The sequence below is a fragment of the Cellulosimicrobium sp. BMG9.22 genome, from assembly GCF_059159975.1.
In genome coordinates, this window is record NZ_JBZGBY010000017.1 from 28997 (window position 1) to 54170 (window position 25174).

The 25174-nt window shown below is 74.1% G+C and carries 21 protein-coding genes; 18 read left to right on the plus strand and 3 right to left on the minus strand.

Annotation, left to right across the window (positions count from 1 at the left end; genetic code table 11):
* Window positions 1-8: 8 nt before the first annotated feature.
* Window positions 9-1265, plus strand: a complete 1257-nt coding sequence (gene dinB, locus AC4H2H_RS12520) for a DNA polymerase IV (RefSeq protein WP_494371138.1) — start codon at window positions 9-11, stop codon at window positions 1263-1265.
* A 37-nt stretch (window positions 1266-1302) separates the two neighbouring features.
* Entirely contained in the window at window positions 1303-1698 is a 396-nt protein-coding gene (locus AC4H2H_RS12525; RefSeq protein ID WP_494371139.1) for an SCO2097 family morphological protein, read from the plus strand.
* Here AC4H2H_RS12525 and AC4H2H_RS12530 read toward each other — a convergent pair.
* From AC4H2H_RS12530 to AC4H2H_RS12540, 3 genes are read right to left on the minus strand one after another with little or no spacing between them, the layout of a single operon-like run.
* On the minus strand, window positions 1646-3940 hold the full coding sequence (locus AC4H2H_RS12530; RefSeq protein WP_494371140.1) for a transglutaminase TgpA family protein: 2295 nt from the start codon (window positions 3938-3940) through the stop codon (window positions 1646-1648). The genes AC4H2H_RS12525 and AC4H2H_RS12530 overlap by 53 nt on opposite strands.
* Window positions 3937-5277 carry a DUF58 domain-containing protein gene (locus tag AC4H2H_RS12535; protein WP_494371141.1) on the minus strand — a complete coding sequence of 447 codons (1341 nt, stop codon included), beginning with the start codon at window positions 5275-5277 and terminating at the stop codon, window positions 3937-3939. Before AC4H2H_RS12535 ends, AC4H2H_RS12530 begins: the two co-directional genes overlap by 4 nt.
* Window position 5278: 1 nt before the next feature.
* Window positions 5279-6289 (minus strand): AAA family ATPase, encoded by a 1011-nt coding sequence (locus AC4H2H_RS12540; RefSeq protein WP_494371142.1) that lies wholly within the window; start codon window positions 6287-6289, stop codon window positions 5279-5281.
* 364 nt (window positions 6290-6653) lie between these two features.
* Here AC4H2H_RS12540 and mraZ point away from each other — a divergent pair, with 364 nt between their 5' ends.
* The 16 genes from mraZ to AC4H2H_RS12620 all read left to right on the plus strand — a co-directional run bounded on the left by mraZ (window position 6654) and on the right by AC4H2H_RS12620 (window position 25008).
* Window positions 6654-7088: a division/cell wall cluster transcriptional repressor MraZ gene (mraZ, locus tag AC4H2H_RS12545; protein WP_483776827.1), complete on the plus strand. Its 435-nt coding sequence runs from the start codon at window positions 6654-6656 to the stop codon at window positions 7086-7088.
* 195 nt (window positions 7089-7283) lie between these two features.
* Window positions 7284-8342: a 16S rRNA (cytosine(1402)-N(4))-methyltransferase RsmH gene (rsmH, locus tag AC4H2H_RS12550; RefSeq protein WP_494371143.1), complete on the plus strand. Its 1059-nt coding sequence runs from the start codon at window positions 7284-7286 to the stop codon at window positions 8340-8342.
* A complete protein-coding gene (gene ftsL / locus AC4H2H_RS12555; protein ID WP_494371144.1) occupies window positions 8339-8791 on the plus strand; it encodes a cell division protein FtsL in 453 nt (150 codons plus the stop codon). Before rsmH ends, ftsL begins: the two co-directional genes overlap by 4 nt.
* Window positions 8792-9066: 275 nt before the next feature.
* Window positions 9067-10791, plus strand: a complete 1725-nt coding sequence (locus AC4H2H_RS12560) for a peptidoglycan D,D-transpeptidase FtsI family protein (protein WP_494371145.1) — start codon at window positions 9067-9069, stop codon at window positions 10789-10791.
* Between the two features lie 115 nt (window positions 10792-10906).
* On the plus strand, window positions 10907-12562 hold the full coding sequence (locus AC4H2H_RS12565) for a UDP-N-acetylmuramoyl-L-alanyl-D-glutamate--2,6-diaminopimelate ligase (RefSeq protein WP_494371146.1): 1656 nt from the start codon (window positions 10907-10909) through the stop codon (window positions 12560-12562).
* Window positions 12559-13992, plus strand: a complete 1434-nt coding sequence (locus AC4H2H_RS12570) for a UDP-N-acetylmuramoyl-tripeptide--D-alanyl-D-alanine ligase (protein ID WP_494371147.1) — start codon at window positions 12559-12561, stop codon at window positions 13990-13992. The genes AC4H2H_RS12565 and AC4H2H_RS12570 overlap by 4 nt, the downstream gene beginning before the upstream one ends.
* Complete coding sequence (gene mraY / locus AC4H2H_RS12575; protein WP_494371148.1) at window positions 13989-15071, plus strand: phospho-N-acetylmuramoyl-pentapeptide-transferase; 1083 nt, start codon at window positions 13989-13991, stop codon at window positions 15069-15071. The genes AC4H2H_RS12570 and mraY overlap by 4 nt, the downstream gene beginning before the upstream one ends.
* On the plus strand, window positions 15071-16516 hold the full coding sequence (gene murD / locus AC4H2H_RS12580; protein ID WP_494371149.1) for a UDP-N-acetylmuramoyl-L-alanine--D-glutamate ligase: 1446 nt from the start codon (window positions 15071-15073) through the stop codon (window positions 16514-16516). The genes mraY and murD overlap by 1 nt, the downstream gene beginning before the upstream one ends.
* A gap of 12 nt (window positions 16517-16528) precedes the next feature.
* Window positions 16529-17884, plus strand: a complete 1356-nt coding sequence (gene ftsW / locus AC4H2H_RS12585; RefSeq protein WP_494371150.1) for a putative lipid II flippase FtsW — start codon at window positions 16529-16531, stop codon at window positions 17882-17884.
* A gap of 116 nt (window positions 17885-18000) precedes the next feature.
* On the plus strand, window positions 18001-19152 hold the full coding sequence (gene murG, locus AC4H2H_RS12590; protein WP_494371190.1) for an undecaprenyldiphospho-muramoylpentapeptide beta-N-acetylglucosaminyltransferase: 1152 nt from the start codon (window positions 18001-18003) through the stop codon (window positions 19150-19152).
* A 77-nt stretch (window positions 19153-19229) separates the two neighbouring features.
* Complete coding sequence (gene murC / locus AC4H2H_RS12595) at window positions 19230-20603, plus strand: UDP-N-acetylmuramate--L-alanine ligase (protein ID WP_494371191.1); 1374 nt, start codon at window positions 19230-19232, stop codon at window positions 20601-20603.
* Window positions 20604-20908: 305 nt separating this feature from the next.
* Window positions 20909-21634: a cell division protein FtsQ/DivIB gene (locus AC4H2H_RS12600; RefSeq protein ID WP_494371151.1), complete on the plus strand. Its 726-nt coding sequence runs from the start codon at window positions 20909-20911 to the stop codon at window positions 21632-21634.
* A gap of 138 nt (window positions 21635-21772) precedes the next feature.
* Window positions 21773-23122 carry a cell division protein FtsZ gene (gene ftsZ, locus AC4H2H_RS12605; RefSeq protein ID WP_494371152.1) on the plus strand — a complete coding sequence of 450 codons (1350 nt, stop codon included), beginning with the start codon at window positions 21773-21775 and terminating at the stop codon, window positions 23120-23122.
* A 4-nt stretch (window positions 23123-23126) separates the two neighbouring features.
* The gene (gene pgeF, locus AC4H2H_RS12610) at window positions 23127-23927 is read left to right on the plus strand and encodes a peptidoglycan editing factor PgeF (protein WP_494371153.1); all 801 of its coding nucleotides are present in this window, start codon (window positions 23127-23129) and stop codon (window positions 23925-23927) included.
* Between the two features lie 139 nt (window positions 23928-24066).
* Window positions 24067-24555, plus strand: coding sequence for a cell division protein SepF (locus tag AC4H2H_RS12615; protein WP_494371154.1), 489 nt, complete (start codon window positions 24067-24069; stop codon window positions 24553-24555).
* 162 nt (window positions 24556-24717) lie between these two features.
* Window positions 24718-25008, plus strand: coding sequence for a YggT family protein (locus AC4H2H_RS12620; RefSeq protein ID WP_494371155.1), 291 nt, complete (start codon window positions 24718-24720; stop codon window positions 25006-25008).
* Window positions 25009-25174 lie beyond the last annotated feature (166 nt).

The window sequence follows — 25174 nt, forward strand, 5'->3', positions numbered from 1 at the left end:
AGCCGGACGTGAGCCGGGGACCGCGCGCCGTCGTCCGGCGCGACTGGGGCGACGACGAGGACGGGTGCGCGATCCTCCACGTCGACATGGACGCGTTCTTCGCCTCCGTGGAGCTGGCGCGTCGGCCGCAGCTCGCGGGTCGACCGGTCATCGTCGGCGCGGCGGAGCGCGGGGTCGTGCTGGCCGCGACGTACGAGGCGCGGGCGTTCGGCGTGCACTCGGCGATGCCCATGGTCACCGCTCGCCGGCTGTGCCCTCGGGCGATCGTCGTCCCGCCCGACCACGCTCGGTACCACGAGGTCTCGACCTCGGTCATGGGGATCCTAGGCGAGGTCACCGCGCTGGTCGAGCAGGTGAGCGTCGACGAGGCGTTCCTCGACGTGAGCGGCGCACGCCGTCGGCTCGGCGCGCCGACGCGGATCGGTGCCGAGCTGCGCCGTCGTGTGCTGGCCGAGCACGGGATCACGTGCTCGGTGGGCATTGCGACGACGAAGTTCGTCGCCAAGCTCGCGTCGACGTACGCGAAGCCGGACGGCATGCTCCTCGTGCCCGCCGCCGCGACCGTCCCGTTCCTGCGCACGCTCCCGGTGGGCGCGCTGTGGGGCGTGGGGGAGCGGACCGAGCAGACCCTCGCCCAGTGGGGGATCCGTACCGTCGCCGAGCTCGCGGACACGGACGTCGCGTCGTTGCAGACGGCCGTCGGCAAGGTCGCGGGCGCCCACCTGCACGACCTCGCGTGGGGTCGCGACCCGCGGCCGGTCCAGCCGGAGCGGTCCGAGCGGAGCATCGGTGCCGAGACCACCTTCACCCACGACCTGCGCGACCTCGCCGCGGTCCAGGCGCGGGTCCTCGAGCTCGCCGACCGGTGCGCCGCCCGGCTGCGCGGCCAGGGCCTGGTGACCCGGACGGTGAGCGTCAAGGTCCGCACGAGCGACTTCCGCACCGTCACCCGGGCGCGGACGCTCGGAGCCCCGACCGACGTGGCACGCGAGATCTACCTGGTGGCCCGTGAGCTCGTGGCCGGGGTCGACCTGCGGGGACTGGCGGTCCGTCTCGTGGGCGTGCGAGCCGAGGGGCTCGAGCCGCGCGCCGAGGCGGTCGTCCAGCCGACCCTCGAGGAGGCGGTCGAGGAGACGTCGGCGTCTCGGCGGCGCGTGGAGGAGGCCGTCGACGCGGTTCGGGGCCGGTTCGGGGTGAGATCCATCGCCATGGGCCCCTCCAGGGCCCCCTCGACTACCACGCCCGCGGATGTCGATCTATCCTGAGGGGGACATTCGACCACCGTGGAGAAACGGGGTGCTCATGCCTCTGTCTGAGTACGAGCAGCGGGTATTGGAGCAGATGGAGCGCGCGCTCACCTCGGACGATCCGCGGTTGGCGAACACGTTCCAGGCGCCACGACGACGTTCGGCGCTGCGCTACGTCCTGGCAGGAGTGGGCGTCGTCGGTGGCCTGCTGCTCCTGGTGCTCGGCGCCGCCATGTCCCAGACATGGATCGGCGTCGTGGGGTTCGTCCTCATGTTCGCCGGGGTCGTGCTGGTCTTCCAGGGGCCGCGCCCGTCCAAGAGCGGTCCGTCCGGCACCGTCGAGCCCGACGGCACCGTGCGTCCGGCCGCGAAGAGCAAGGCGGGGCGCAAGCCGCTCCTCAGCCGACTGGAAGAGCGCTGGGACCGTCGACGCGAGCAGGACGGTCGCTGAGCGACTGCTCCACCGCGCCGACGACGGCGTCGACGAGCGTGCGCAGGCGTTCGGGCGCGAGCGTTCGCGGGCGCCGTGCGTACCGCTCGTCCTCGAGCGCCGTCGCGAGCTCGGCGATCGTCTCGGCGAGGTCCTCGTCGAGCGGGTGCGGGCCGCGCTGCGCCAGCAGCGCCGTGAGGACCTTCTCCGGGACCTGTCTCGGCGTGGTCGACGACGGCCACCGGACGCCGAGACCGCCGAGCCGCTCGACGAGCTCGCGCCACGCGTCCTCGGCGTCGTGCAGCCCCTCGTCTCGCGTGCGCCTGCGAACCAGCATCCAGACCGCCCCGACCACGAGGGCCACGACGAGCAGGGCGACCCCGACGACGACCGGCCAGGGCGCGCCCTCGCCTTGCCCGTCCTCCAGCGTCCCACCGACGCCCGGCGCGTCCGGGGCCTGGCTCGCAGGCACCGACGGAGCGGGCGTCGCGGCGCCCGGCGTCGGCACGTTGCCCGGGTCGGACACCCCTCCGGGCGTGACGCTCACGGGGGTCGCCCAGCGCGGCGTCGGCCCGGTCTGCTGCGCCGGCGTCGGCTCGAACCGCACCCAGCCCTGCCCCGGGAAGTAGAGCTCCGGCCAGGCGTGCGAGTCCCGGCCCGTGACCTGGTAGCCGGTGTCGCTCACCTGGTCGCCCGGGAGGAACCCCACGCCGAGTCGCGCCGGGATACCGAGCGACCGCGCCATCATCGTCATCGCCGTCGCGAACTGGACGCAGTAGCCCGTACGGTCCTCGAGGAAGTCCCACACCGCGTCGCCCGACTCGCCGGGCGGGATCTCGGTCGAGTACGTGAACTGCGACGTGTCGCGGAAGTAGGTCTGGAGGGCGAGCGCCTGGTCGTACCGCGTCGTCGCGCCGCCGGCGACCGCCGTCGCGAGGTCGCGGATGTCCTGCTCGTGATCGGAGGCCGGCACGTCGAGGTAGTTGGGGTCGTCCGGGTCGCTGCCCGACGCCGTGCGCAGCGACTCGGCGTCGAGAGGGCGCGGGAAGACCTCGAGCTCGTAGGACGTCCCCTCGTCCGTGGGCTGCGCGCCGACGACCTCGTCGCGGACGGGATCGTACGACCACTCGCCGCCGATGTCGAGCGTGCGGGGCTCCGTCGGGACGGGAAGCTTGGTGTCGCGCAGCGACTCGAGCGTGACGTCCACCGTCGTCGGCTCCTCGCCCACGGTCTCGTCCGGCCACAGGACCTGGTCCCCGTCGACCGGCTCGCCGTCGCGGTCCGCGCCGCGCCGCCAGTTCGTCCCGTCGAAGCCCGTGAGCGTGAAGACCCGCAGCGGGCCGACGTCGTCGCCGTCCGTGCGGTAGCGCAGGACCACCTCGTCGGAGCGCTCGGCGAGGTCGCGGCGCATGTCGAGGTCGTCCGAGAGCCGGACGGTCTGCCCGGCCGACGCGAAGAGCCGGGACCAGGACGCCGAGGCGATCTCGGGGAGCGAGGCGCTCGCCGTCCCGATGCCCAGGCCGACGATCGCGACGGCGAGCGCGGTGACGACGGCTCCGACGGCGCGCAGGCCGCCCACGGCCCGGTCGTCGGCGCCGCGTGCCCCGGTCCGCCCGCGGCGCACCGTGCGGTGCGGGTTGTCGACGGCCAGGAGCAGGACGAGCGCGGTCACGGTCACGACGAACGCCACGGGCGGCACCTCGCCGACGATGACGAGCCCGGGCACCCACAACGCGAGCAGGGGCAGGGCGACGCCGGCGCCGAGCCGGAGCCCTCCCGCCATGAGGTCCGCCACGAGGAACACGACGACGGCGCCGCCCACCGCCATGAGCGCGATCGGGAGGCTCGGGTCGATGGGTGCCACCTCGGCGAGGGTCAGATCACGAGCCGTGGTGAGCCGGGAGACGAGGCGGTCGACGTTCGTCAGTCCGATGAGCAGCGAGAACCGGTCCGTCGGTCCGCCGTACAGGCCGAGGAGCGCCCAGAGGCCCACCACGAGGCCGGCGAGCGACGGCAGCAGGGCGGCGGGCGGCGCGAGCGTCTCGCCTCGCGCCGCGTGCGAGCGCTCGAGGGCGTAGCGGGACAGCCCGGTCACGAGTGCCAGCAGCGCGATCGTCCGCGTCGCCGTCCCGGTCCAGCCACCCGGACCGATGACGCTCCCCAGCGCGTACGTCGACGCGACGACCGCCACGGCGACGCACGCGCTGGTCGCGAGGACGCGCAGCGCGAGGCCGCTCGGGACCGTGGTGCCGGGTCTGGTCATCGCGAGCCCTCCACGAGCAGGGTCCAGGCGCGCTCGAGCGGCGCGGACGGGTCGACGAGGACGGCATGGCCCCCGGTCGCCCGCAGGGCGGAGACGGTCTCGAGCGCGTCGGCGTGCTCCGGGGCCCACGGCCGGGGGCTCACGACGAGCGCCCGGTGGAGCCCGTCGGAGGCCATCGCGGCGACGGTGTGCCGGGCGACGGAGCCGAGGGGCCCGAGCACCGCGACGGTGATCTCTCCCGGCCGGCGGTCACGACGCAGGGCGTCGGCGGTCGCGACGACGGACCGGTCGACGTCTGCCACCGCGTGGTGGCCATGGAGGTCGACGGTCGCGTCGAGGAGGTCTGCGGGCCCCTCGCCCGACCTGTTGACGCGAAAGCCGATGCCGGAGACGACGGGTGCGAGCGACGTCGGGACGAGCCGCACCGGATGGCCGGCCTGCAGGAGCGAGACTGCGATCGACGCCGCGCACTCGACCGCCCACTCGCCGTCGGCGAGGGCGCGGGAGCTCGAGGCGGCGAGCTCCGGGTGTGGCAGGAGACCTCGGTCGAGGAGCACGGTGACGGGCGGCAGGCCGGCACTCTCGTCGGCGCGGACCATGAGCTGTCCGCGCCGGGCGGCGCTGACCCAGTGCACGCGCCGGGGGTCGTCGCCTGCGACGTAGTCGCGCAGGACGGAGTCGTCGCTCGAGGCGAGCCGGGCGCCTGACGCCGAGCGCTCGTGCTCGCCGAACGCGCGCGCCCCGCGCACCGGGAGCTCGACCGTACGCGGCCACACGGCGACCGACGTCGGGTCGCCGAGCTCCTGGGTCGCGCTGACGAGGCCGAACAGGTCCACCCGGGTCGTGAGCAGCGGTCCGAGCGCCCACCGGCCCCGCCGCAGCGGGCGCAGGCGGTACCGCACGGCGATGTGGTCGCCCACGGTCGCGACCTGCGCGCGCAGCGAGCCCTGGTCGCACAGCTCGTGGGCCGCCTGCTCGCTGATCCGCAGCCGGGAGAGCGTCGTCGCGGTCGTCGCCGTCGTGCGCGCCGCCGCGACGGTGAGGCGTGCGGTCGTGAACTGGCCGCGCACGGCGGGGTTGGGCTGGACGCGGCGGGCGACGTGGAGCGCGCCGCGGCCGCGGTCGATGCGCCGGACCGTCATCCAGCACCACGCCGCGCCGACCGCGAGCAGCGCCGCGGCGCCCAGCCCGACGAGGTCCTGGAGCCCCAGCGTGACGCCGAGGACGACGAGCGCAGCACCGGCCACGAGCACGGCCGTGCCACGACGCGTCGGGCGCGCCCGGGCGAGGCCCCGGCGGGTGCGGCGGAGCCTCGCGAGGAGCGGGGAGTCGCGCACGTCAGCGTCGCTCGGTCGCGTCCAGGGCGGGGATCGGCGTCTGCGCCACGATCGAGGCGACGACGGCCTCGGAGTCCTGGCCGGCGAGGCGCGCCTCCGTCGTGATGACGAGGCGGTGGGCGAGGACCGGCACGGCGAGGTACTGCACGTCGTCGGGCAGCACGTGGTCGCGTCCCGACATCGCGGCCACGGACTTGGCGGCCCGCAGGAGCTGCAGCGAGGTGCGCGGGGAGGCGCCGAGGCGCAGGCCGGGGTGCTCGCGCGTCGCGGTGACGAGGCCGAGGACGTAGCGCTTGACGGCCGTGGACGCGTAGACCGACCGGACGACGTCGGCGAACCGCAGGACGTCCGCACCGGTCGTCACCGGCCGCAGGTGCGCGAGCGGCGTGTCCGCCTCCTGACGGTCGAGCATCCGCAGCTCCGCGTCCAGGTCGGGGTACCCGACGGTCAGGCGCGCCATGAACCGGTCGCGCTGCGCCTCGGGGAGCGGGTACGTGCCCTCCATCTCGACCGGGTTCTGGGTGGCGACGACGAGGAACGGGCTGGGGAGCAGGTGCGTCGTCCCGTCGACCGTCGTCTGGCCCTCCTCCATGCACTCCAGGAGGGCCGACTGCGTCTTGGGCGAGGCGCGGTTGATCTCGTCCCCGATGACGATGTTGGAGAAGACCGGCCCGGGCCGGAACTCGAACTCGTGGTTCGCCGCCCGGTAGATGTTGACCCCGGTGAGGTCGCTCGGCAGCAGGTCGGGGGTGAACTGGATACGGCCGACCTTGCAGTCGATCGTCCGCGCGAGCGCCTTCGCGAGCGTCGTCTTGCCGACCCCCGGGACGTCCTCGATGAGGAGGTGTCCCTGCGCGAGGAGCACCGCGACGGTGATGGTGACGAGGTCCGGGCGGCCCGTGACGACGGACTCGATGCCCGACCGGATCCGTCCGGTCGTCTCGACGAGCTCGTCGAGGCCGTCGAGGCCGCTCTCGTCGGACGACGCGAGGGGGGCGATGTCGGGGAGCACGAAGACCTCCGTCGTCGGTGGCGCAGGGGCATGGTACGAGAACCGCAGGTGGGGACGAGCCTAGTTGAACCGGAGCCCTCGTCCGACCGCTGGGGGCTCCCGGATCCTCGTCGGGCCCGGTGTGCCCCCGGTAGGGATCGCTGCGGGGGCGATCTCGGTCCTGCGACGCGCCATGGGGAGTCCTCCCCTCCACCCTCCTCCACCTGCGCTGACCTGCGGAGATTCGACGGACCAGGGTGAAGTTGCGGAAGTTCCCCGAGAGCGGTGGAGGGAAGTGGAGTACGGTGGAGGACCAGGGAGCGGGAGGGGAGGTGCCAGGTGCATGTCCGGCTTCGAGGGCGACGTGCTCGGCGGCTCTTCCGGCCTGCTCCTGGGCACCTTCACGCCACGTCTGGACGACAAGGGGAGGCTCATCCTCCCGGCGAAGTTCCGGCCGCGGCTCGCACCGGGGCTCGTCATGACGCGGGGGCAGGAGCGTTGCCTGTTCCTGCTGCCGATGGACGAGTTCCGGCGCATGTACGACCAGGTCCGTCAGGCACCGGTGACGAGCAAGCAGGCACGGGACTACCTGCGCGTCTTCCTCTCGGGGGCGAGCGACGAGATCCCGGACCGGCAGGGGCGCGTCTCGATCCCGGCGCCGCTGCGGGCCTACGCGGGTCTCGACCGCGACGTCGCCGTGATCGGCGCCGGGACGAGGGTCGAGATCTGGGACGCGCAGGCCTGGGAGACGTACCTCGCGGAGCAGGAGTCGGCGTACTCCGACACCGCCGAGGAGGTGTTCCCCGACCTGCGCTTCTAGCAGCGACGAGCACGACGAGCACGAGGTAGGACGGAGGGCCCTCGCACGGTGAGGCCTCCTCCCGCCCGGTCTGGCGCACTTCCCCGGCGCCAGAAAGGACGCGGAGGGAGACCTGACCGTACGAGGCGGCTCCCCGGACGCACGGACGGACGACAGCACGACGACGCGAGACCGACGAGGAAGGAGAGCACGGCCATGACGACATCCGACGACGCCGCACAGCGGCACGTCCCCGTGCTGCTCCAGCGCTGCGTCGACCTCCTCGCACCGGCGCTCGCGGAGCCCGGGGCGGTGCTGGTCGACTGCACGCTCGGCATGGGCGGCCACACGGAGGCCGTCCTCGACCAGGTCCCGACGGCGCGCGTCGTGGGCATCGACCGCGACCCCGAGGCGATCGACCGCGCGTCGCGGCGTCTCGCACGGTTCGGCGACCGGTTCCGCGCGGTGCACGCCGTGTACGACGAGATCGGCGACGTCGTCGCGGAGGTCGTGGGCGGCCCGGTCCAGGGCGTGCTCATGGACCTCGGGGTGTCGTCGCTGCAGATCGACGAGAGCGAGCGCGGGTTCTCCTACGCCCACGACGCCCCGCTGGACATGCGCATGGACGCGACCACGGGCAGCACGGCGGCCGACGTCCTCAACACGTACGACGAGCGCGAGCTCACGCGCATCCTGCGCGAGTACGGCGAGGAGCGGTTCGCGCAGCGCATCGCGCGGGCAGTCGTGCGCCGTCGTGAGGAGCGTCCCTGGACGCGCAGCGCCGACCTCGTCGACCTCGTGCGCGCGTCCATCCCGGCGGCGACGCGCACGACGGGCGGCAACCCGGCCAAGCGGACCTTCCAGGCGCTGCGCATCGAGGTGAACGGCGAGCTCGAGGTCCTCGAGCGGGCCGTGCCGGCCGCGGTGGAGGCGCTCGCGGTCGGCGGCCGCATCGTCGTCGAGTCCTACCACTCGCTCGAGGACCGCATCGTCAAGCGCGTGCTGGCGGCCGGTGCGACGGTCAGCTCGCCGCCCGGGCTGCCGGTGGTGCCGGAGTCGGACCAGCCCTACCTGCGCCTGCTGACGCGGGGCGCCGAGGAGGCGTCGCCCGTCGAGCGGGAGAACAACCCGCGGTCCGGTTCGGTCCGCCTGCGTGCCGCCGAGCGCACGCGACCGACCCCCGACCACCGCCGCCCGTCCCGCCGCCCGAGCTCGGGCGGCCCGACCCACCGACCGACCCGCAGACCGAACGACCCGGGGGAGAGGACACGATGAGCGCACAGAGGTCCGCAGCGACCGCCCGCCCGCTCCCGCGCACGGCGAGGCCGGCACCGGCGCGCCGCCCCGACCTGACCGCCCTGCCCGGTGGCGCCGCCGAGCGCGGCGCGCGCTCCCGGCTGGAGCTCGTGCGTGCGCCGCTGCAGGCGCGCTCGCGCGTCCCGTTCCTCGTCCTGTGCATGTCGCTCCTCGGTGCGGCGCTCCTGTGTGCTCTCCTGGTGAACACGACGATGGCGCGCAACTCCTACGAGATGTCGGAGCTGCGCCGGGAGGTGGGGCGCGTGGCGCAGGACACGCAGAGCCTGCAGGCGCAGGTCCACGACAACAGGGCGACGCTGGACGAGCAGGCCCGCGGTCTCGGCATGGTCGAGGCGAAGGACCCGGCGATGGTCCGGCTCGCGGACGGCACGGTCCTCGGCGTCCCGCAGGAGGAGGCCGGGCAGTGACGCAGGGGACGGGACCGCGACGCACGACCGGGCAGCGACCGGCCGCGTCGTCGGCGCGTCCCGTGCGCACGACCCCGGCTCGTGCGGGAACGGCCCGCACGACCCCTGCCCGGACCACGCCGGCCCGTCCGGCGCAGGGGCGCGCGACCGGGGCCCGGGCGACCGCACCGCGGGCCGCGACGACGCGCGGTGGGTCGCGCCCCCCGGCGCGGCCGGCCCGACCGCCGAGACCCCCGCGCGAGCCCGGCCGCCCGGAGCGACGGCAGCGGTGGCTCATGGTGATCGCCGGGCTGGTCGTGGCGCTCTTCGTGGGGCAGCTCGTGCACGTCCAGGTGTTGCGTGGTCCCGCGCTCGCCGCCCAGGCGCGCGACGAACGCCTGCGCAGCACGACGACCGTCGCGCACCGCGGAGACGTCACAGACGCCGACGGCGTCGTGCTCGCGACGTCGGTCGACCGCTACACGATCGTCGCCGACCAGCAGGCCATCGCCGACTTCACGCCGCGACCGACGCACCTCGTGGACGGGGAGCCCCTGACCGAGGGCGGCGCGGTCGGGATGGCACGGCTGCTCGCGCCGGTGCTCCAGATGCCGCCCCCGGAGCTCGCGGCGCTCCTCAACGGTACGAGCCGGTACAAGGTGCTCAAGCGCGACGTCGTGCCGGAGGTCCAGCGGGCGATCGCGGACCTCGACGTGCGAGCGTGGATCATCACCGAGCCGACGAGCGAGCGCACCTACCCGGCGAGCACGGTGGCGGGCAACCTCGTGGGTTTCGTGGACAGCGACCAAGTCGGGCAGGGCGGCATCGAGGCCGCATACGACGAGGTCCTCGCCGGCACACCGGGCTTTCGACGGTGCGAGACAGGTCTCGGCGGCCAGCTCATCCCGACCGGCCACTGCGAGGTCGTCGACGCCGTGCCCGGGCGCGAGGTGCAGCTCACGGTGTCGCGCGACGTCCAGTGGAAGGCGCAGGACGCGGTGGACCGCGCCGTGAGCGAGACGGGCGCGCAGTTCGCGATCGCCGTCGTGCAGAACGTGCGGACGGGTGAGGTGCTCGCGCTCGCCGACTCGGGCACGGTGAACCCCAACGACCGCTCGACCGACGCGGTGTCCCGGCCGAGCCGGGCGGTGTCCAACGTGTTCGACCCCGGGTCGACCGGCAAGGTCATCACGATGGCAGCGGCCATCGAGGGCGGGTATGCCGACGCGGCGACCCAGTTCGAGGTGGCCGACCGCTACACGACGCCCAACGGTCAGACGTTCAAGGACTCGCACGACCACCCGGTGCAACGGCTGACGCTCGCGGGAGTGCTCGCGGAGTCCTCGAACACCGGCACGGTCCAGGTGGGCGAGCAGATCCCCAAGCAGGTGCGGTACGACTACCTGCGCAAGTTCGGGTTCGGGGAGACGACCGGTCTCGGGCTACCGGGGGAGTCCGCGGGCATCCTCCACCCGGCCGACGAGTGGGACGGGCGCACCGAGTACGCCGTGCTGTTCGGGCAGAGCGTCGCGGTGAACGCGATCCAGGCAACGAGCGTCTTCTCGACGATCGCGAACGGCGGCCTCCGGACGACGCCGAGCATCGTCGCCGGGACGACGGTCGAGCACGGTACGTTCGTGCCCGCCGACACCCCCGCACCGGAGCGCGTCGTCTCACAGGAGACGGCCGACACGGTGCTGCACATGATGGAGTCGGTCGTCGAGGAGGGCACCGGGTCGAGCGCCGCCGTCCCCGGCTACAGGATCGCGGGAAAGACGGGCACGGCTGAGGCAGCGGGTGCCGACGGGCAGCTCTCGGGAATCATGGCGTCGTTCATCGGCGTGGCCCCGGCGGACGACCCGCAGTACACGGTGTCGGTCTTCCTCAAGGACCCGCACTCCTCGATCTTCGGCGGGGTGGTCGCGGCGCCGGTCTTCAGCGAGATCATGGGCTTCACCCTCGAGCACGAGGGCGTGCCGCCGAGCACCGAGCCGTACGTCCCTCTCGCCACGACGTGGTGATGCTCACCACGGCGTGCGTGGAAGGCGGTGCCGACCCGCGCGATCGCGGTCTGCCGACCTGCGGCCGGGCACGCCGCTTGCGGGCCTGCCGTGCCTGGCACGGTAGGTTCTACACGTGACATCCCCGATCGACCGTCTTCGTCCTGCCGCGACCACCCGTCGCACGGTCGAGGACCTGGCTGCACGGTTCGGTCTCGACGTCCGCGCAGGTGGGGAGGTCGAAGCTCCCTCGGCACACGCTGCCGTGCAGGTGTGGTCGGTGGCCTCCGACGACCGCGCGGCGGACGAGGGCGACCTGTTCGTCGCGCTCCCGGGCGCGCGCGCGCACGGCGCCCGGTTCGCCGCCGCCGCCGTCGGCCGCGGCGCGCACGCCGTCCTCACCGACGAGCAGGGTGCGGGACTGCTGGAGACTGCGGGGATCGACGTCCCCGTGCTCGTCGCGCAGGACCCGCGCGCGCTGCTCGGGCCGGTCGCCGCCTGGGTCTACGGCAGCCCCGCGCACGACCTGACAACGTTCGGCGTCACGGGCACGAACGGCAAGACCACCACGACGTACCTCGTCGACCACGCGCTGCGCGCGCTCGGCTGGAAGGGCGGCCTGATCGGCACGGTCGAGATGCGCTCGGGCGACCGCGTGCTCCCCAGCCGCCTGACGACGCCCGAGGCCGCCGACCTCCAGGCGCTGCTCGCCGCGATGCGCGAGGACGAGGTGCGCACGCTCGCGATGGAGGTCTCGTCGCACGCGCTCGCGCTGCACCGCGTGGACGGCCTCGTCTTCGACGTCGTGGGCTTCACGAACCTCAGCCAGGACCATCTGGACTTCCACGGCGACCTGCAGGAGTACTTCGAGGCGAAGGCTCTGCTCTTCACGCCGGAGCACGCACGCCGCGGCGTCGTCGTCGTCGACGACGCGTGGGGCGAGCGCATGGTCGCGGCCGCCCACGTCCCCGTGGCGACGCTGCGCGTCGCCGGTGGGGACGACGGCGGAGCAGCGGGCGACGCGGACTGGACCGTGACCGAGGCCGTGCCGCAGGGTGCGGGCGGCACGTCCTTCACGCTCCGGCACCGCGACGGTCGCTCCGTGCGCACGACGACCTCGCTGCCCGGGTCGTTCAACGTCGCCAACGCCGCGCTCGCGCTGGCGCTCGTGCTCGAGGCGGGCACCGACCCGCGCGATCTCGAGGCGGCGCTCGACGCCGTCGGCGGGCTCGCCCCGGCGGTCCCGGGCCGCATGGAGGTCGTCTCCCAGCCCCCGCACGCCCCGCGCGTCGTGGTCGACTTCGCGCACAACCCGGACGCCCTCGCGCTCGCGCTCGACGCACTGCGGCCGACGACGCCCGGCCGCCTCGTCGTGGTCTTCGGCGCCACGGGCGACCGGGACCGCGGCAAGCGCCCCACGATGGGCGGCGTCGCCGTGGAGGGCGCCGACGTCGTCGTCGTCACGGACGACGACCCGCACGGCGAGGACCCTGCCTCGATCCGGGCCGAGGTCCTGCCCGGCGCGCTCGCGGCCCGCGAGGCCGCCGCCGCCGCACCTGAGCCCCGCGACGTCGTCGTGCGGGAGGTCGCCCCGCGCGCGCGGGCGATCCACGAGGCGATCGCCGCGGCGGGCCCGGACGACACCGTGCTCGTCGCGGGCCGTGGGCACGAGGTCTGGCAGGAGATCGCGGGCGTGGACCACCCGCTGGACGACCGCGTCGAGGCGCGCGCCGCGCTCGAGCGCCGCGCCGCACCCCCCGCCCCGCACGACCCGAAGGAGCACCACGCATGATCGAGCTCACTGCGGCCCAGGTGGCCGCAGCGACCGGTGGACGGCTGTCCGCCGACCCCGAGACACGGGTCGGGGGGCCCGTCGTCGTCGACTCCCGTCGGGTCGCACCGGGATCGCTCTTCGTCGCGCTGCCCGGCGAGCACGTCGACGGACACGACTACGCGGCGACCGCGGTCGCGGCAGGAGCGTCGCTCGTCCTCGCGGCCCGTGAGCTCGACGTCCCGTGCGTCGTCGTCGACGACGTCCAGACGGCGCTCGGCGAGCTCGCCCGGCACGTCCTCGCGACGCTGCGCGAGCGCGGCGACCTGCGCGTCGTCGGCATCACGGGTTCCGTGGGCAAGACGACGACGAAGGACCTGCTGGGCCAGCTCCTGAGCCCGCAGGGACCGACCGTCGTGCCGCGCGGCTCGTTCAACAACGAGATCGGGCTGCCGCTGACCGTGCTCGAGGCCGACGAGTCCACGCGCTTCCTCGTGCTCGAGATGGGCGCCAGCGGGGTCGGGCACCTCACCTACCTCACGCGCATCGCGCCGCCGGACGTCTCCGTGGTCCTCGTGGTGGGCAGCGCGCACCTCGGGGAGTTCGGGGGCATCGACGCCGTCGCCCGGGCGAAGGCGGAGATCGTGGCCGGTCTCGCACCGGGCGGCGTCGCCGTGCTCAACGCGGACGACCTGCGGGTGGCCGCGATGGCCGACGTCGCCCCGGGCGCCGTCGTGACCTTCGGGACGATCTCCTCGGCGGACGTGCGCGCGCAGGACCTGCGCATCGACCGCAGCGGCCGCGCCGCGTTCACGCTGCGCGTGCGCCGGGCCGCGGCGGACGCCGAGACTTCCGAGACGCCTGCCGAGATGCAGGCCGACGTGACCCTCGGGCTCGTGGGCGAGCACCACGTGACGAACGCGCTCGCGGCGGCGGCCGCGGCCCTGCGCCTCGGTGTGTCGCTCGACGACGTCGCGGCGCGACTCTCCGACGCGCGCGCGCTCAGCCCGCACCGCATGCAGGTGACCGAGCGCCCCGACGGGGTGACCGTGATCGACGACTCCTACAACGCGAACCCCGACTCCATGCGGGCAGCGCTCAGGGCGCTCGCCGTCATGGCCGGGCGCGAGCGGCGCTCGGTCGCGGTGCTCGGCGAGATGCTCGAGCTCGGGGACGACTCGCGCGTCGCTCACGACGACATCGGCCGGCTCGTGGTGCGATTGAACATCAAGCTGCTCGTCGTCGTCGGCGAGGGGGCCGGCGGGATCCACGACGGCGCGACCCAGGAAGGGTCGTGGGGGGACGAGACGCGCTTCGTGGCGGACGTGGAGGAGGCCTCGGAGCTCCTGCGCGACGAGCTGCGGGAAGGGGACGTGGTGCTCGTGAAGGCCTCCAACGGCTCCGGGCTGTGGCGTCTCGGCAACGAGCTCGCGGGAGGGAGCGCCGCATGATCGCGATCATCGTCGCGGCGGGCGTCTCCCTGCTCGTCGCCCTCTTCGGCACGCCGCTGTTCATCCGCTTCCTCGTGCGCCGCAACTACGGGCAGTTCGTCCGGCAGGACGGGCCGACGGCGCACTTCACCAAGCGCGGCACCCCCACCATGGGCGGCGTCGTCATCATCGGCGCGACGCTGCTGGGCTGGGCGATGTCGTACGTCGTCTCGGGCCGGCTGCCGAGCGTCTCCGGCCTGCTCGTGCTGTTCCTCATGACGGGCCTCGGGATCGTCGGGTTCCTCGACGACTTCACGAAGATCCGCAAGCAGCGCAGCCTCGGCCTCACCGCGCGCGCGAAGATCGTCGGGCAGGGTGCCGTCGGCATCGCATTCGCGGTGCTCGCCCTGATGTTCCCCAACGAGAACGGGCGCACGCCCGCGTCAACCCGCATCTCGTTCCTCCGCGACACGAACCTCGACCTCGCGTTCGCGGGCGCCACCGTCGGGCTGATCCTCTTCGTCATCTGGGCGAACTTCCTCATCACCGCCTGGTCGAACGCCGTGAACCTCACCGACGGGCTCGACGGCCTCGCCACGGGGGTGTCGCTCATCGTGTTCGGCTCGTACGTGCTCGTCGGCATCTGGCAGTTCAACCAGACCTGCCAGCGGCTCGCCTCCGCCGGCCCGAGCTGCTACGAGACGCGCGACCCGCAGGACATGGCGATCGTCGCCGCCGCGATCGTCGGCGCGTGCTTCGGCTTCCTGTGGTGGAACGCGAGCCCGGCCAAGATCTTCATGGGGGACACCGGCTCGCTCGCCCTCGGCGGCGCGCTCGCCGGCCTGTCGATCCTCACGCGCACCGAGTTCCTCGCGCTCATCATCGGCGGGCTGTTCGTCATCATCGTGCTGTCCGACGTCATCCAGATCGGCTTCTTCAAGATGACCGGTCGGCGCGTGTTCAAGATGGCGCCGCTGCACCACCACTTCGAGCTGTCCGGCTGGGGCGAGGTCACCATCGTCATCCGGTTCTGGCTCATCGCGGGGCTGTTCGCCGCGCTCGGCATCGGGGTCTTCTACGCCGAGTGGGTGGTCGGCTAGTGCGCGACCGTCACGACCTCGCCGTCCCGCTCGACCAGGCGCGCGTCGTCGTCGCGGGCCTCGGCGTCTCCGGCCGCGCGGCCGCGACGGCGCTGCGGCCCCGCGCGGCGGCCGTCGTCACGCTCGACGACCGCGCGGACGACGCCGACCTGCACGACGCCGGTGCCGTCGACCTCGGCGCGACCGACCTCGTCGTCGTCTCGCCGGGCTGGCCGCCGAGCCACCCGCTGCTCGTCGACGCCGCCGAGCGTGGCGTCCCCGTGTGGAGCGAGGTCGAGCTCGCGTGGCGCCTGCGCGTGGACGGCCCGTCCGGGCGGCCCGCGCCCTGGCTGGCCGTGACCGGGACGAACGGCAAGACGACGACCGTCGAGATGCTCGAGACGATCCTACGGAGCGCGGGTCTGCGCGCGGCGGCCGTTGGGAACGTCGGGACCCCGGTCGTCGAGGCCGCGCTCGACCCGACGCTCGAGGTCCTCGCCGTCGAACTGTCGAGCTTCCAGCTCCACTTCACGCACACGACCTCGCCCGAGGCCGGGGCCGTGCTCAACGTCGCCGCGGACCACCTCGACTGGCACGGCGGTCTCGACGCGTACGCGGCGGACAAGGGTCGGGTCTTCTCCGACGTGCAGATCGCGTGCGTCTACAATGCCGCGGACCCGCGCACCGAGGCGCTCGTGCGCGACGCCGACGTCGTCGAGGGCGCGCGCGCCGTCGGCTTCACGCTCGGTGCCCCCACCCGCGGCCAGCTCGGCCTGATTGAGGACGTGCTCGTCGACCGGGCGTTCCACGCTCCCGCGGACGCGCGCGACCGGCACACGTACGCCGCGGAGCTCGCGACGCTCGGCGACCTCGCGCACCTCGCCGGGTCCGACGGCGTCGTGCCGGCGCACGTCGTCGCCAACGCGCTCGCGGCGGCCGCGCTCGCGCGCGCGCACGGCGTGACCGCCGTCGCCGTGCGAGACGGGCTGCGAGCGTTCCGCACGGGCGCGCACCGTATCCAGCAGGTCGCGAGCGTCGACGGCGTCGCGTACGTCGACGACTCCAAGGCCACGAACGCCCACGCCGCGTCCGCGTCGCTCGCCGCCTTCGCCCCGGGCACGGTCGTGTGGGTCGCGGGTGGGCTCGCGAAGGGCGCGTCGTTCGACGACCTCGTCGCCGCGCGAGCGGACCGGCTGCGTGCCGTCGTGCTCGTCGGGGTAGACGCCGAGCCGTTCGCGGGCGCGCTCGCCCGACACGCGCCGGATATCCCCGTCGTGCGCGTGGATCCTGGTGACACTGGGTCGGTGATGACCCGTGCCGTCGACTCCGCGCGCCGCCTCGCCCAGGCCGGCGACACGGTGCTGCTCGCGCCCGCCGGAGCCTCGATGGACCAGTTCCGCTCGTACGCCGCCCGCGGCGACGCGTTCGCCGACGCCGCGCGGGCCCTGGCGCCCGAGCACGGGTAGGCCGGACCGGCGATGACACAGACCGCGAGCGGCCGGGGCACGACGGCGACGCGCACGACGTCCCGCACCGGCGGCGGTCGAACGACGGCGCGAGGCGGAGCGCCGCGCACGACCACCTCGGCACGACCGGCGCGCAAGCGCTCGGCGCCGGCCGAACCCCAGTGGCTCGGCCAGTGGAACAGCACCGTGACGAGCTACTACCTGCTCGTGGGCGCGACCGCGCTCCTGACGATCATCGGCCTCGTCATGGTGTTCTCGAGCTCGGCCGTCACCGAGATCGCGGCCGGGAACTCCCCGTTCGAGGCGTTCGTCGGTCAGGCGCAGTTCGTCCTCATGGGACTACCCGTGCTCCTTGTCGCGACACGGGTTCCCGTGGCCTGGTACAAGCGGCTCGCGTGGCCCGTGCTCGTCGGAGCGCTCGCCGTGCAGATGCTCGTGTTCACGTCGCTCGCCAAGAACGTGAACGGGAACGCGGGCTGGGTCGACCTGGGGCTGTTCACCTTTCAGCCTGCCGAGGTGGCGAAGCTCGCGCTCGCGCTCTGGCTCGGAGCCGTCCTCGGGCGTAAGCAGCGGCTGCTGGGCCAGTGGCGACACGTCCTGATCCCCGCCGCACCCGTGGCCGGCCTCGTGATCGCTCTCGTCCTCGCCGGCCACGACCTCGGTACCGCACTCGTGGTCATGCTGCTCGTCGCCGGCGCGTTCTTCGTGTCCGGCGCGAGCATGCGACTGCTCGGTCTCGGCGCGGCAGCTGCGGCCTTCGTCGTGACGTACTTCTTCATCTACCTCCAGGACGGTGGGGACCGGCTGGGCCGGATCACCGACACCTGGGGCGAGTGCGCCGACACCCTGGGTTCGTGCTACCAGCCGATGCACGGGATGTGGGCACTCGGCACTGGTGGCCTGACGGGCGTGGGCCTCGGCGCGAGCCGCGAGAAGTGGAGCTACCTGCCCGAGGCGCACAACGACTACATCTTCGCCGTGATCGGTGAGGAGCTGGGTCTGCTCGGCACGCTCCTCGTGCTCGGTCTGTTCGTGGTCCTGGGCGTGGCGATGAGCCGGATCGTGCGCCGTCACCCGGACCCGTTCGTGAAGATCACGACGGCCGCCATCGCCTGCTGGATCGTGGGGCAGGCGTTCATCAACATCGGTGTCGTGATCGGGCTCATCCCGGTGATCGGGGTACCGCTGCCCCTCGTGTCGGCCGGCGGGTCTGCCCTCATCACGACCATGGCGGCGCTCGGCGTGGTGATCTCGTTCGCGCGGTCCGAGCCCGGTGCCGCCGAGGCGCTCGCGGCACGGGGTAGCGTCGTGCGGCGCTCGCTCGCGGTCGTGGGCCGGGCCGCGCGGCCCCGACGACGGACCTCGTGAGCAAACCCTCGGGCGGGCCACGGCGCGCCCGGGAGCAGGACGACGCAGCACGTGAACGACTGCAGGACGACGACCACGACGCGGCACCGGCCGCGCAGGAGAGGACGACGAGGTACGTGACGACGATCGGTTCGGTGGTGCTCGCGGGTGGCGGGACGGCGGGGCACGTGAACCCGCTGCTCGCGGTGGCGGACGAGCTGCGGGAGCGTGAGCCCTCCGTGGTGGTGACGGCGCTCGGCGTCGCGGGCGGGCTGGAGGACGACCTCGTGCCGGCACGCGGCTACCCGCTGCGGTACGTGCCGCGCGTCCCGCTGCCGCGGCGGCCGAGCGCGGAGTGGGTCAACCTTCCCGGTCGCCTGAAGTCCGCCGTGGACGCCGCGGGCGCGGTGATCGACGAGACCGGCGCGCGCGTGGTCGTCGGCTTCGGCGGGTACGTCTCGACGCCCGCGTACCTCGCGGCCCGGCGCCGGGACGTCCCCGTGGTGATCCACGAGCAGAACGCCCGCCCCGGGCTGGCGAACCGCCTCGGGGCCCGCTGGGCCGCGCGCGTCGGTGTGACCTTCGCCGGCACCGCCCTCAAGGACGGTGTCCTGACCGGCCTGCCGCTGCGGCGCGAGATCGCCGACCTCGTGGCCGCGCGCGAGGCCGACGCCGCGGCCGCCCGTGCCGACGCCGCCGCGCGCCTCGGGCTGGACCCGCACGCGCGCACGCTCGTCGTGACGGGCGGGTCGCTCGGAGCGCAGAGCCTCAACGAGGCGGTGTCGGGCGCCGCGGGCGAGCTGCTCGCCGGCGGGGTCCAGGTGCTGCACCTCACGGGCAAGGGCAAGGACGCGGCCGTGCGCCACGCCGCGGCCGACGCCGTGGCGGCCCGTCCGGGCGCACGCTACGACGTGCGCGAGTACCTCTCCGAGATGCAGCTCGCGCTCGCCGTCGCCGACCTCGTGGTGTGCCGCGCGGGCGCGGGCACCGTGAGCGAGCTCGCCGCGCTCGGTGTCCCCGCCGTGTACGTCCCGCTGCCCGTCGGCAACGGCGAGCAGCGGCTCAACGCCAGCCCGGTCGTCGCCGCCGGCGGCGGCCTCCTCGTCGACGACGCGCAGCTCACCGCGGCGTGGGTCGCGCAGCAGGTCCCGGCGCTCCTCGGCGACGCGGACCGGCTCGGAGCCATGGCCGACGCCGCGGCCGGCGCGGGCGTGCGCGACGGCGCCGCGCGTGTCGCGGACCTCGTGGCCGAGGCGGTCGCCGAGGCCGCTGCGGGGGCGAGGACGTGACGGACCGCCAGGATCGCGCCCCCGTGCCTCTCGACGAGCTGGGCATCGTGCATCTCGTCGGGATCGGCGGTGCCGGCATGTCCGTGGTGGCGCGGCTGCTGGCCGCGCACGGCGTGCGCGTGCAGGGCTCGGACGCCAAGGAGAGCGAGACGCTCGCCGCGCTGCGCGCCGACGGCGTGCGCGTGTGGGTCGGCCACGACGCCCGGCACGTCGAGGGCGCGGACACCGTGGTCGTCTCGAGCGCGGTGCGCGAGTCCAACCCCGAGCTCGCCGCCGCGCGCGCCGCGGGCCTGCGCGTGCTGCACCGGTCGCAGGCGCTCGCGACGCTCATGGCCCAGGGCAGGTCCGTCGCGGTCGCGGGGGCGCACGGGAAGACCACCACGTCCGCGATGATCGCGACCGTCCTGCGCGGGGTGGGCCTCGACCCGTCGTTCGCGATCGGCGGCACGGTCCTCACGGCGGACGGCCCGGTCGCAGGCGGGCACCTCGGGTCCGACGTGCTCGTCGCGGAGGCCGACGAGTCGGACGGGTCGTTCCTCAACTACGCGCCCGACATCGCGGTCGTGACGAACGTCGAGCCGGACCACCTCGACCACTACGGGTCGCGTGCCGCGTTCGAGCAGGCGTTCGTCGAGTTCGCCGGTCGTGTCGCCGGGGGCGGGACGCTCGTCGCGTGCGCGGACGACCCCGGAGCGCGCGCCCTCGCCGCGACGCACGCGGGGCAGGGCGGCACGGTCGTCACGTACGGCACGTCCGCGGACGCCGACGTGCGGCTCTCGGACGTGCGCCCGGAGGCCGACGACGAGGGTCGCGTCGGCGTGCGGGCGACGCTCGCCGGGTCGGTGGGCGCCGTGGAGCTCGGGCCCGTCGGGCTGCGTCTGCGCGTCGCCGGGCACCACAACGCGCTCAACGCGACGGCCGCCGTGGCGACGGCAGTGCTGCTGGGCGTGGACCCGCCCACGGCCGTGGCCGCCGCGCACGGCTTCCTCGGGACCGGCCGTCGCTTCGAGGAGCGTGGCGAGGCCGGGGGCGTGCGCGTCGTCGACGACTACGCGCACCACCCGACGGAGGTCGCGGCGCTGCTCGCGGCCGCGCGGCCGGTCGCGGGCGAGGGGCGCCTGCTCGTGCTCTTCCAGCCGCACCTGTACTCGCGCACCGCGACGTTCGCGCGCGAGTTCGCCGACGCGCTCGCCGCGGCGGACGAGGTCGTCGTCACGGGGATCTACGCCGCGCGCGAGGACCCGGACCCGGACGTCGGCCCGCACACGATCGTCGACCTCATGGGGTCGGCGGCGGCCGCCGCGGTCGAGGACCGGGTCGAGGCGGCGCACCGGATCGCCGATGCCGCACGGCCCGGGGACCTTCTCCTCACTGTCGGCGCGGGCGATGTCACGGAGCTGGGAGCGGTCGTCCTCGACCTGCTCGCCGCCCGCGGAGGGGGCGTGCGCTGATGCGACCCCCACCCCGCCCTCGCCCCGCACAGGCCCGGCCCGACGGGACGCGCGCCGGTGGGACGAGCGCGGGCGCGTCGTCGGGCACGCGTCCGGGCGGGTCGAGCTCGACGGGACGGGCGCCCGTGCCGCCCGAGGAGACACCGACCCGCCCTGTGCGGAAGGTCGCCTCCGTGCCGCGCGGTGAGCTCGTGCCGACTGGCGCTCCGCGAACGGCACGGGACGCCGGCGCGCGTCCCGCCCGCGTCCCCAGGACCGCGCCGTCTCGTCCTTCGACGGCGCCGGTCGGCGTCGTCTCGCACGGGATGGCCGAGCGGCTCGCCGAGCGTGAGGCGATGCGCCGCCACCGGGTGCGGTCCCGGATCCTCTGGTGGGCAGGCGGTGTGGTCGTCGCGGCAGCCCTCGTCTGGGTCGCGTTCTTCTCGTCGGTCCTCGGCCTGCAGACCGAGGACGTGACGATCTCGGGCGAGGGGACGGTGATCGACCCGGCACAGGTCGAGGCCGTCGTCGCCGAGGCGGCGGGCGTCCCGCTGCCCCGCCTCGACACCGTCGCGCTGCGCGAGCGCGTGCTACGGCTGAACGGGGTCCGGGACGTCGAGATCCGCCGGGTGTGGCCGTCGGGGCTCGACGTGCGTCTCGAGTCGCGGGAACCGGTGGTCGCTGTCCCGGTGGAGGAGGGCTTCGCCCTGCTCGACGCGGACGGTGTCCGGGTCCGTACCGACCCGGTCGTGCCCGAGGGGCTGCCCGAGATCGACGCACCGCTCGACGAGCGGGGTGCCCGGGCGCTCGAGACCGCTCTCGTCCTGCTCAACGCGCTCCCTGCGGACCTGCACGCGCAGGTCGCGGAGGTCTCGGCGCCGACGCGCGACGCGGTGCGGATGACTTTGCGCGACGGCGTGGTCGTCGAGTGGGGGAGCGGCGAGGACGCGGCGCTCAAGGTGCGCGTCCTGCAGACGTTGCGGGCCGTTCCCGAGAACGCCGGGGTGACGCACTACGACGTCTCGGCGCCCACGATGCCGGTGACGCGATGAGCGATCCCCGACACGCGCGAGGCGGTCGTTGATGATGGGCAGGCCGACACCTACGGTCGACCCATGAACGACCTGACATAACTATAACCCTCTAGTTGAGGGTGAAGGTTCAGGGCTGACCGATCGAGAGGCATTGACGTGGCAACTCCGCAGAACTACCTAGCAGTGATCAAGGTGGTCGGCATCGGCGGTGGGGGCGTGAACGCCGTCAACCGGATGATCGAGGTCGGCCTCAAGGGCGTCGAGTTCATCGCCATCAACACGGACGCGCAGGCGCTCCTCATGTCCGACGCCGACGTCAAGCTCGACGTCGGTCGCGAGCTCACGCGCGGGCTCGGTGCCGGCGCGGACCCCGAGGTCGGCAAGAAGGCCGCCGAGGACCACGCCGAGGAGATCGAGGACGTGCTCCGCGGCGCGGACATGGTCTTCGTCACGGCGGGCGAGGGTGGCGGCACGGGCACGGGCGGCGCCCCCGTGGTCGCACGCATCGCGCGCTCGCTGGGCGCGCTCACGGTCGGTGTCGTGACCCGTCCGTTCACGTTCGAGGGCCGGCGCCGTTCCGTCCAGGCCGATCAGGGCATCGAGAACCTCCGCAACGAGGTCGACACGCTCATCGTCATCCCGAACGACCGCCTGCTTTCGATGTCCGACCGCAACGTCAGCGCGCTCCAGGCGTTCCACCAGGCCGACCAGGTGCTGCTGTCCGGTGTCCAGGGCATCACCGACCTCATCACCACGCCGGGCCTCATCAACCTCGACTTCGCGGACGTGAAGTCCGTCATGCAGGGCGCAGGCAGCGCGCTCATGGGCATCGGCAACGCGCGCGGCGACGACCGCGCCGTCCAGGCCGCCGAGATGGCGATCTCCTCGCCCCTGCTCGAGGCGAGCATCGACGGGGCGCACGGTGTGCTGCTGTCGATCCAGGGCGGATCGGACCTCGGGCTGTTCGAGATCAACGAGGCCGCGCGGCTCGTGCACGAGGCCGCGCACACCGAGGCGAACATCATCTTCGGTGCCGTGATCGACGACGCGCTCGGCGACGAGGTGCGTGTCACCGTCATCGCCGCGGGGTTCGACGGCGGATCGCCTACGGTCCGGGGGGACTCGCGCGCGCTGGGCCAGGTCGCGGGCGCGCAGCGCCCGGCGACGAGTGCGATCCCCGCAGTGCCGGGCGTGCCGCGCCAGGTGCCGCCGGCCCCCGTCCCGACGACGGGGGCGCACACGCTCCCGCGCCCGGTCGTGCCGATCCAGAGCGAGGGCGACGACGTCCCGGTCACGCTCGACGGCGGGTCGCGGCCCGTTCCCGTCGGTTCCGCGACAGGGGCCCCCGCGTTCACCGTCGTGGGGTCGGAGCAGCCCGTGAACCACAACGCGGAGGCCGCCCCCGGCGGTCAGAACCCCGCGGTCGAGGTGCCGCCGCGCATCTTCGACGAGGAGCCCGCGCGCCGCAAGGTCGAGGAGCTCGACGTCCCGGACTTCCTCAAGTGACCTCGTGACGGAGCAGCGCGACGAGCGGGCCGGTGCCGTGGGCACCGGCCCGCTCGACGTCGTCGAGGTGGATCTCGGTCCCGGCGTGCGCGCCGGGTTCACGACGCGCGCCGGGGGCGTCTCGCCCGCGCCCTGGGACTCGCTCGACCTCGGGCTCGGAGTGCAGGACGACGCCGGGCGCGTCCGCACGAACCGCGCTCTGGCAGCCGCGTGGCTCGGAGCGCCCGTCGCGTTCGCGACGCAGGTGCACGGCACCCACGTGGTGTTCCTCGACACGCCCGTCGGCTCGGACGCCCACGCTCCGACCGTCGGCGAGGCGGACGCGATCGTCGCGACCGGGCCGGGCAACGGTCTCGGCGTGCTGGTCGCCGACTGCGTGCCCGTGCTCCTCGCCGACGCCGAGGCGGGTGTCGTCGGGGTCGCCCACGCGGGCCGCCGCGGGCTGGCCGAGGGCGTCGTCGGGACGGCGGTCGCCGCGATGGTCGCGGCGGGTGCGCGGACCGACCGGGTGCGCGCCGCCGTCGGGCCGTGCGCGTGCGGCCGCTGCTACGAGGTCCCGGCCACCCTGCGCGACGACGTGGCGCGCTCCCGCCCGGCGACCAGGTCGACGACGTCCTGGGGGACGCCCGCGCTGGACCTCCCGGCGGGCGTCGTCGCCGACCTCGAGGACGCCGGCGTCGCCTCCGTGCGCCGCGTCGAGGCGTGCACGATCGAGGACGAGCGGTTCTTCTCGCACCGCCGTGCGGTTCGCCACGGCACGACGACCGGGCGGTTCGCCGGGCTCGTGGCGCTCGTCGAGGTGTGAGGGCGCCACGCCGGGCGCAGCGGACGAGGTTCACCCCTCCCGGGCGTGTCGCGTCCCGCTCCCGCGACGCGCTCGGTTAGCGTGAATCACCGGTCCGACGGCCGGGACCGACGGTTGGATCGAGGACGGAGCAAGGCCCATGGCAGGAGCACTGCGCAAGACCATGCTGTATCTGGGCCTCGCTGATGATCGCGGCGAGGACGAGCAGGACCAGTACGTCGACGAGCTCGACGAGACGGGGGCGGACGTGTCGCACGACTACCAGGCCCAGGTGACGCCGCTGCACCGCGGCCTCGGGCCACGAGAGGTGCCGCAGACCAACATGTCGGCCGCCGAGCTCCGCCGGATCACGACGGTCCACCCGCGCTCGTACAACGACGCGCGGGTGATCGGCGAGGCGTTCCGCGGCGGGACGCCCGTGATCATGAACCTCTCGGACATGGACGACGCGGACGCCAAGCGCCTCGTCGACTTCTCCGCCGGACTGATCTTCGGCCTGCACGGCGCCATCGAGCGCGTGACGAACAAGGTCTTCCTCCTGTCGCCCGAGCACGTGGAGATCACGGGCGAGGAGCAGGCCGCCGCGACCCCGCCGCCAGGACGGGCCGGCTTCTACAACCAGAGCTGAACCGCGACCCGGCTGAGCAGCAGCGCGTCCTCGCGCGCCGTCGACCGGAGGGGCAGACGCCGTCCGGCGTCTGCCCCTCCGCTCTGCCCGTCGAGGTGACCTGCAGTGCCCGGGCGTGTCCGGTGGCCGGGCGCGCCGCCGTCGTCTGGCACAGTTGACCCCGTGATCTGGGACCTCATCACAGGGATCGTCGGATTCCTGCTCTGGCTCTACCTGCTGCTGCTCATCGGTCGGCTCGTCTTCGACTGGGTGCAGTTCTTCGCGCGCGAGTGGAAGCCGCGGGGCGCGGTGCTCGTGCTCGCCGAGGTGATCTACTCCGCGACCGACCCGCCCCTGCGTGCCCTGCGCCGCGTCATCCCGCCGCTCACGCTCGGTCAGGTGCGGCTCGACCTCGCCTTCATCATCCTGTTCTTCGCCGTGACGATCGCCGCGCAGGTCGTCGCCGGTCTCTGAGACGCACGTCACGCACCGGACGGCACCACGCCGGGCGCTACGTCCGGTTCGCCCCGACCCGTTCGCCGTCCTGACCGGGCGCGGACGGCGGGTGGGCGAAGGTCGCGGCGCGCGAGCGCACGGCCGCTCCCGCCCCCCGAGGGCAATCTCCGCTACTTTGGACTCT

Coding starts and splice junctions, on each gene's coding strand:
- AC4H2H_RS12525 (WP_494371139.1), top strand. CDS start 1,303: ATGCCTCTGTCTGAGTACGAGCAGCGGGTATTGGAGCAGATGGAGCGC.
- AC4H2H_RS12530 (WP_494371140.1), bottom strand. CDS start 3,940: ATGACCAGACCCGGCACCACGGTCCCGAGCGGCCTCGCGCTGCGCGTC.
- rsmH (WP_494371143.1), top strand. CDS start 7,284: ATGACGACATCCGACGACGCCGCACAGCGGCACGTCCCCGTGCTGCTC.
- ftsL (WP_494371144.1), top strand. CDS start 8,339: ATGAGCGCACAGAGGTCCGCAGCGACCGCCCGCCCGCTCCCGCGCACG.
- AC4H2H_RS12560 (WP_494371145.1), top strand. CDS start 9,067: ATGGTGATCGCCGGGCTGGTCGTGGCGCTCTTCGTGGGGCAGCTCGTG.
- AC4H2H_RS12570 (WP_494371147.1), top strand. CDS start 12,559: ATGATCGAGCTCACTGCGGCCCAGGTGGCCGCAGCGACCGGTGGACGG.
- mraY (WP_494371148.1), top strand. CDS start 13,989: ATGATCGCGATCATCGTCGCGGCGGGCGTCTCCCTGCTCGTCGCCCTC.
- ftsW (WP_494371150.1), top strand. CDS start 16,529: ATGACACAGACCGCGAGCGGCCGGGGCACGACGGCGACGCGCACGACG.
- murC (WP_494371191.1), top strand. CDS start 19,230: ATGTCCGTGGTGGCGCGGCTGCTGGCCGCGCACGGCGTGCGCGTGCAG.
- AC4H2H_RS12600 (WP_494371151.1), top strand. CDS start 20,909: ATGGCCGAGCGGCTCGCCGAGCGTGAGGCGATGCGCCGCCACCGGGTG.
- AC4H2H_RS12615 (WP_494371154.1), top strand. CDS start 24,067: ATGGCAGGAGCACTGCGCAAGACCATGCTGTATCTGGGCCTCGCTGAT.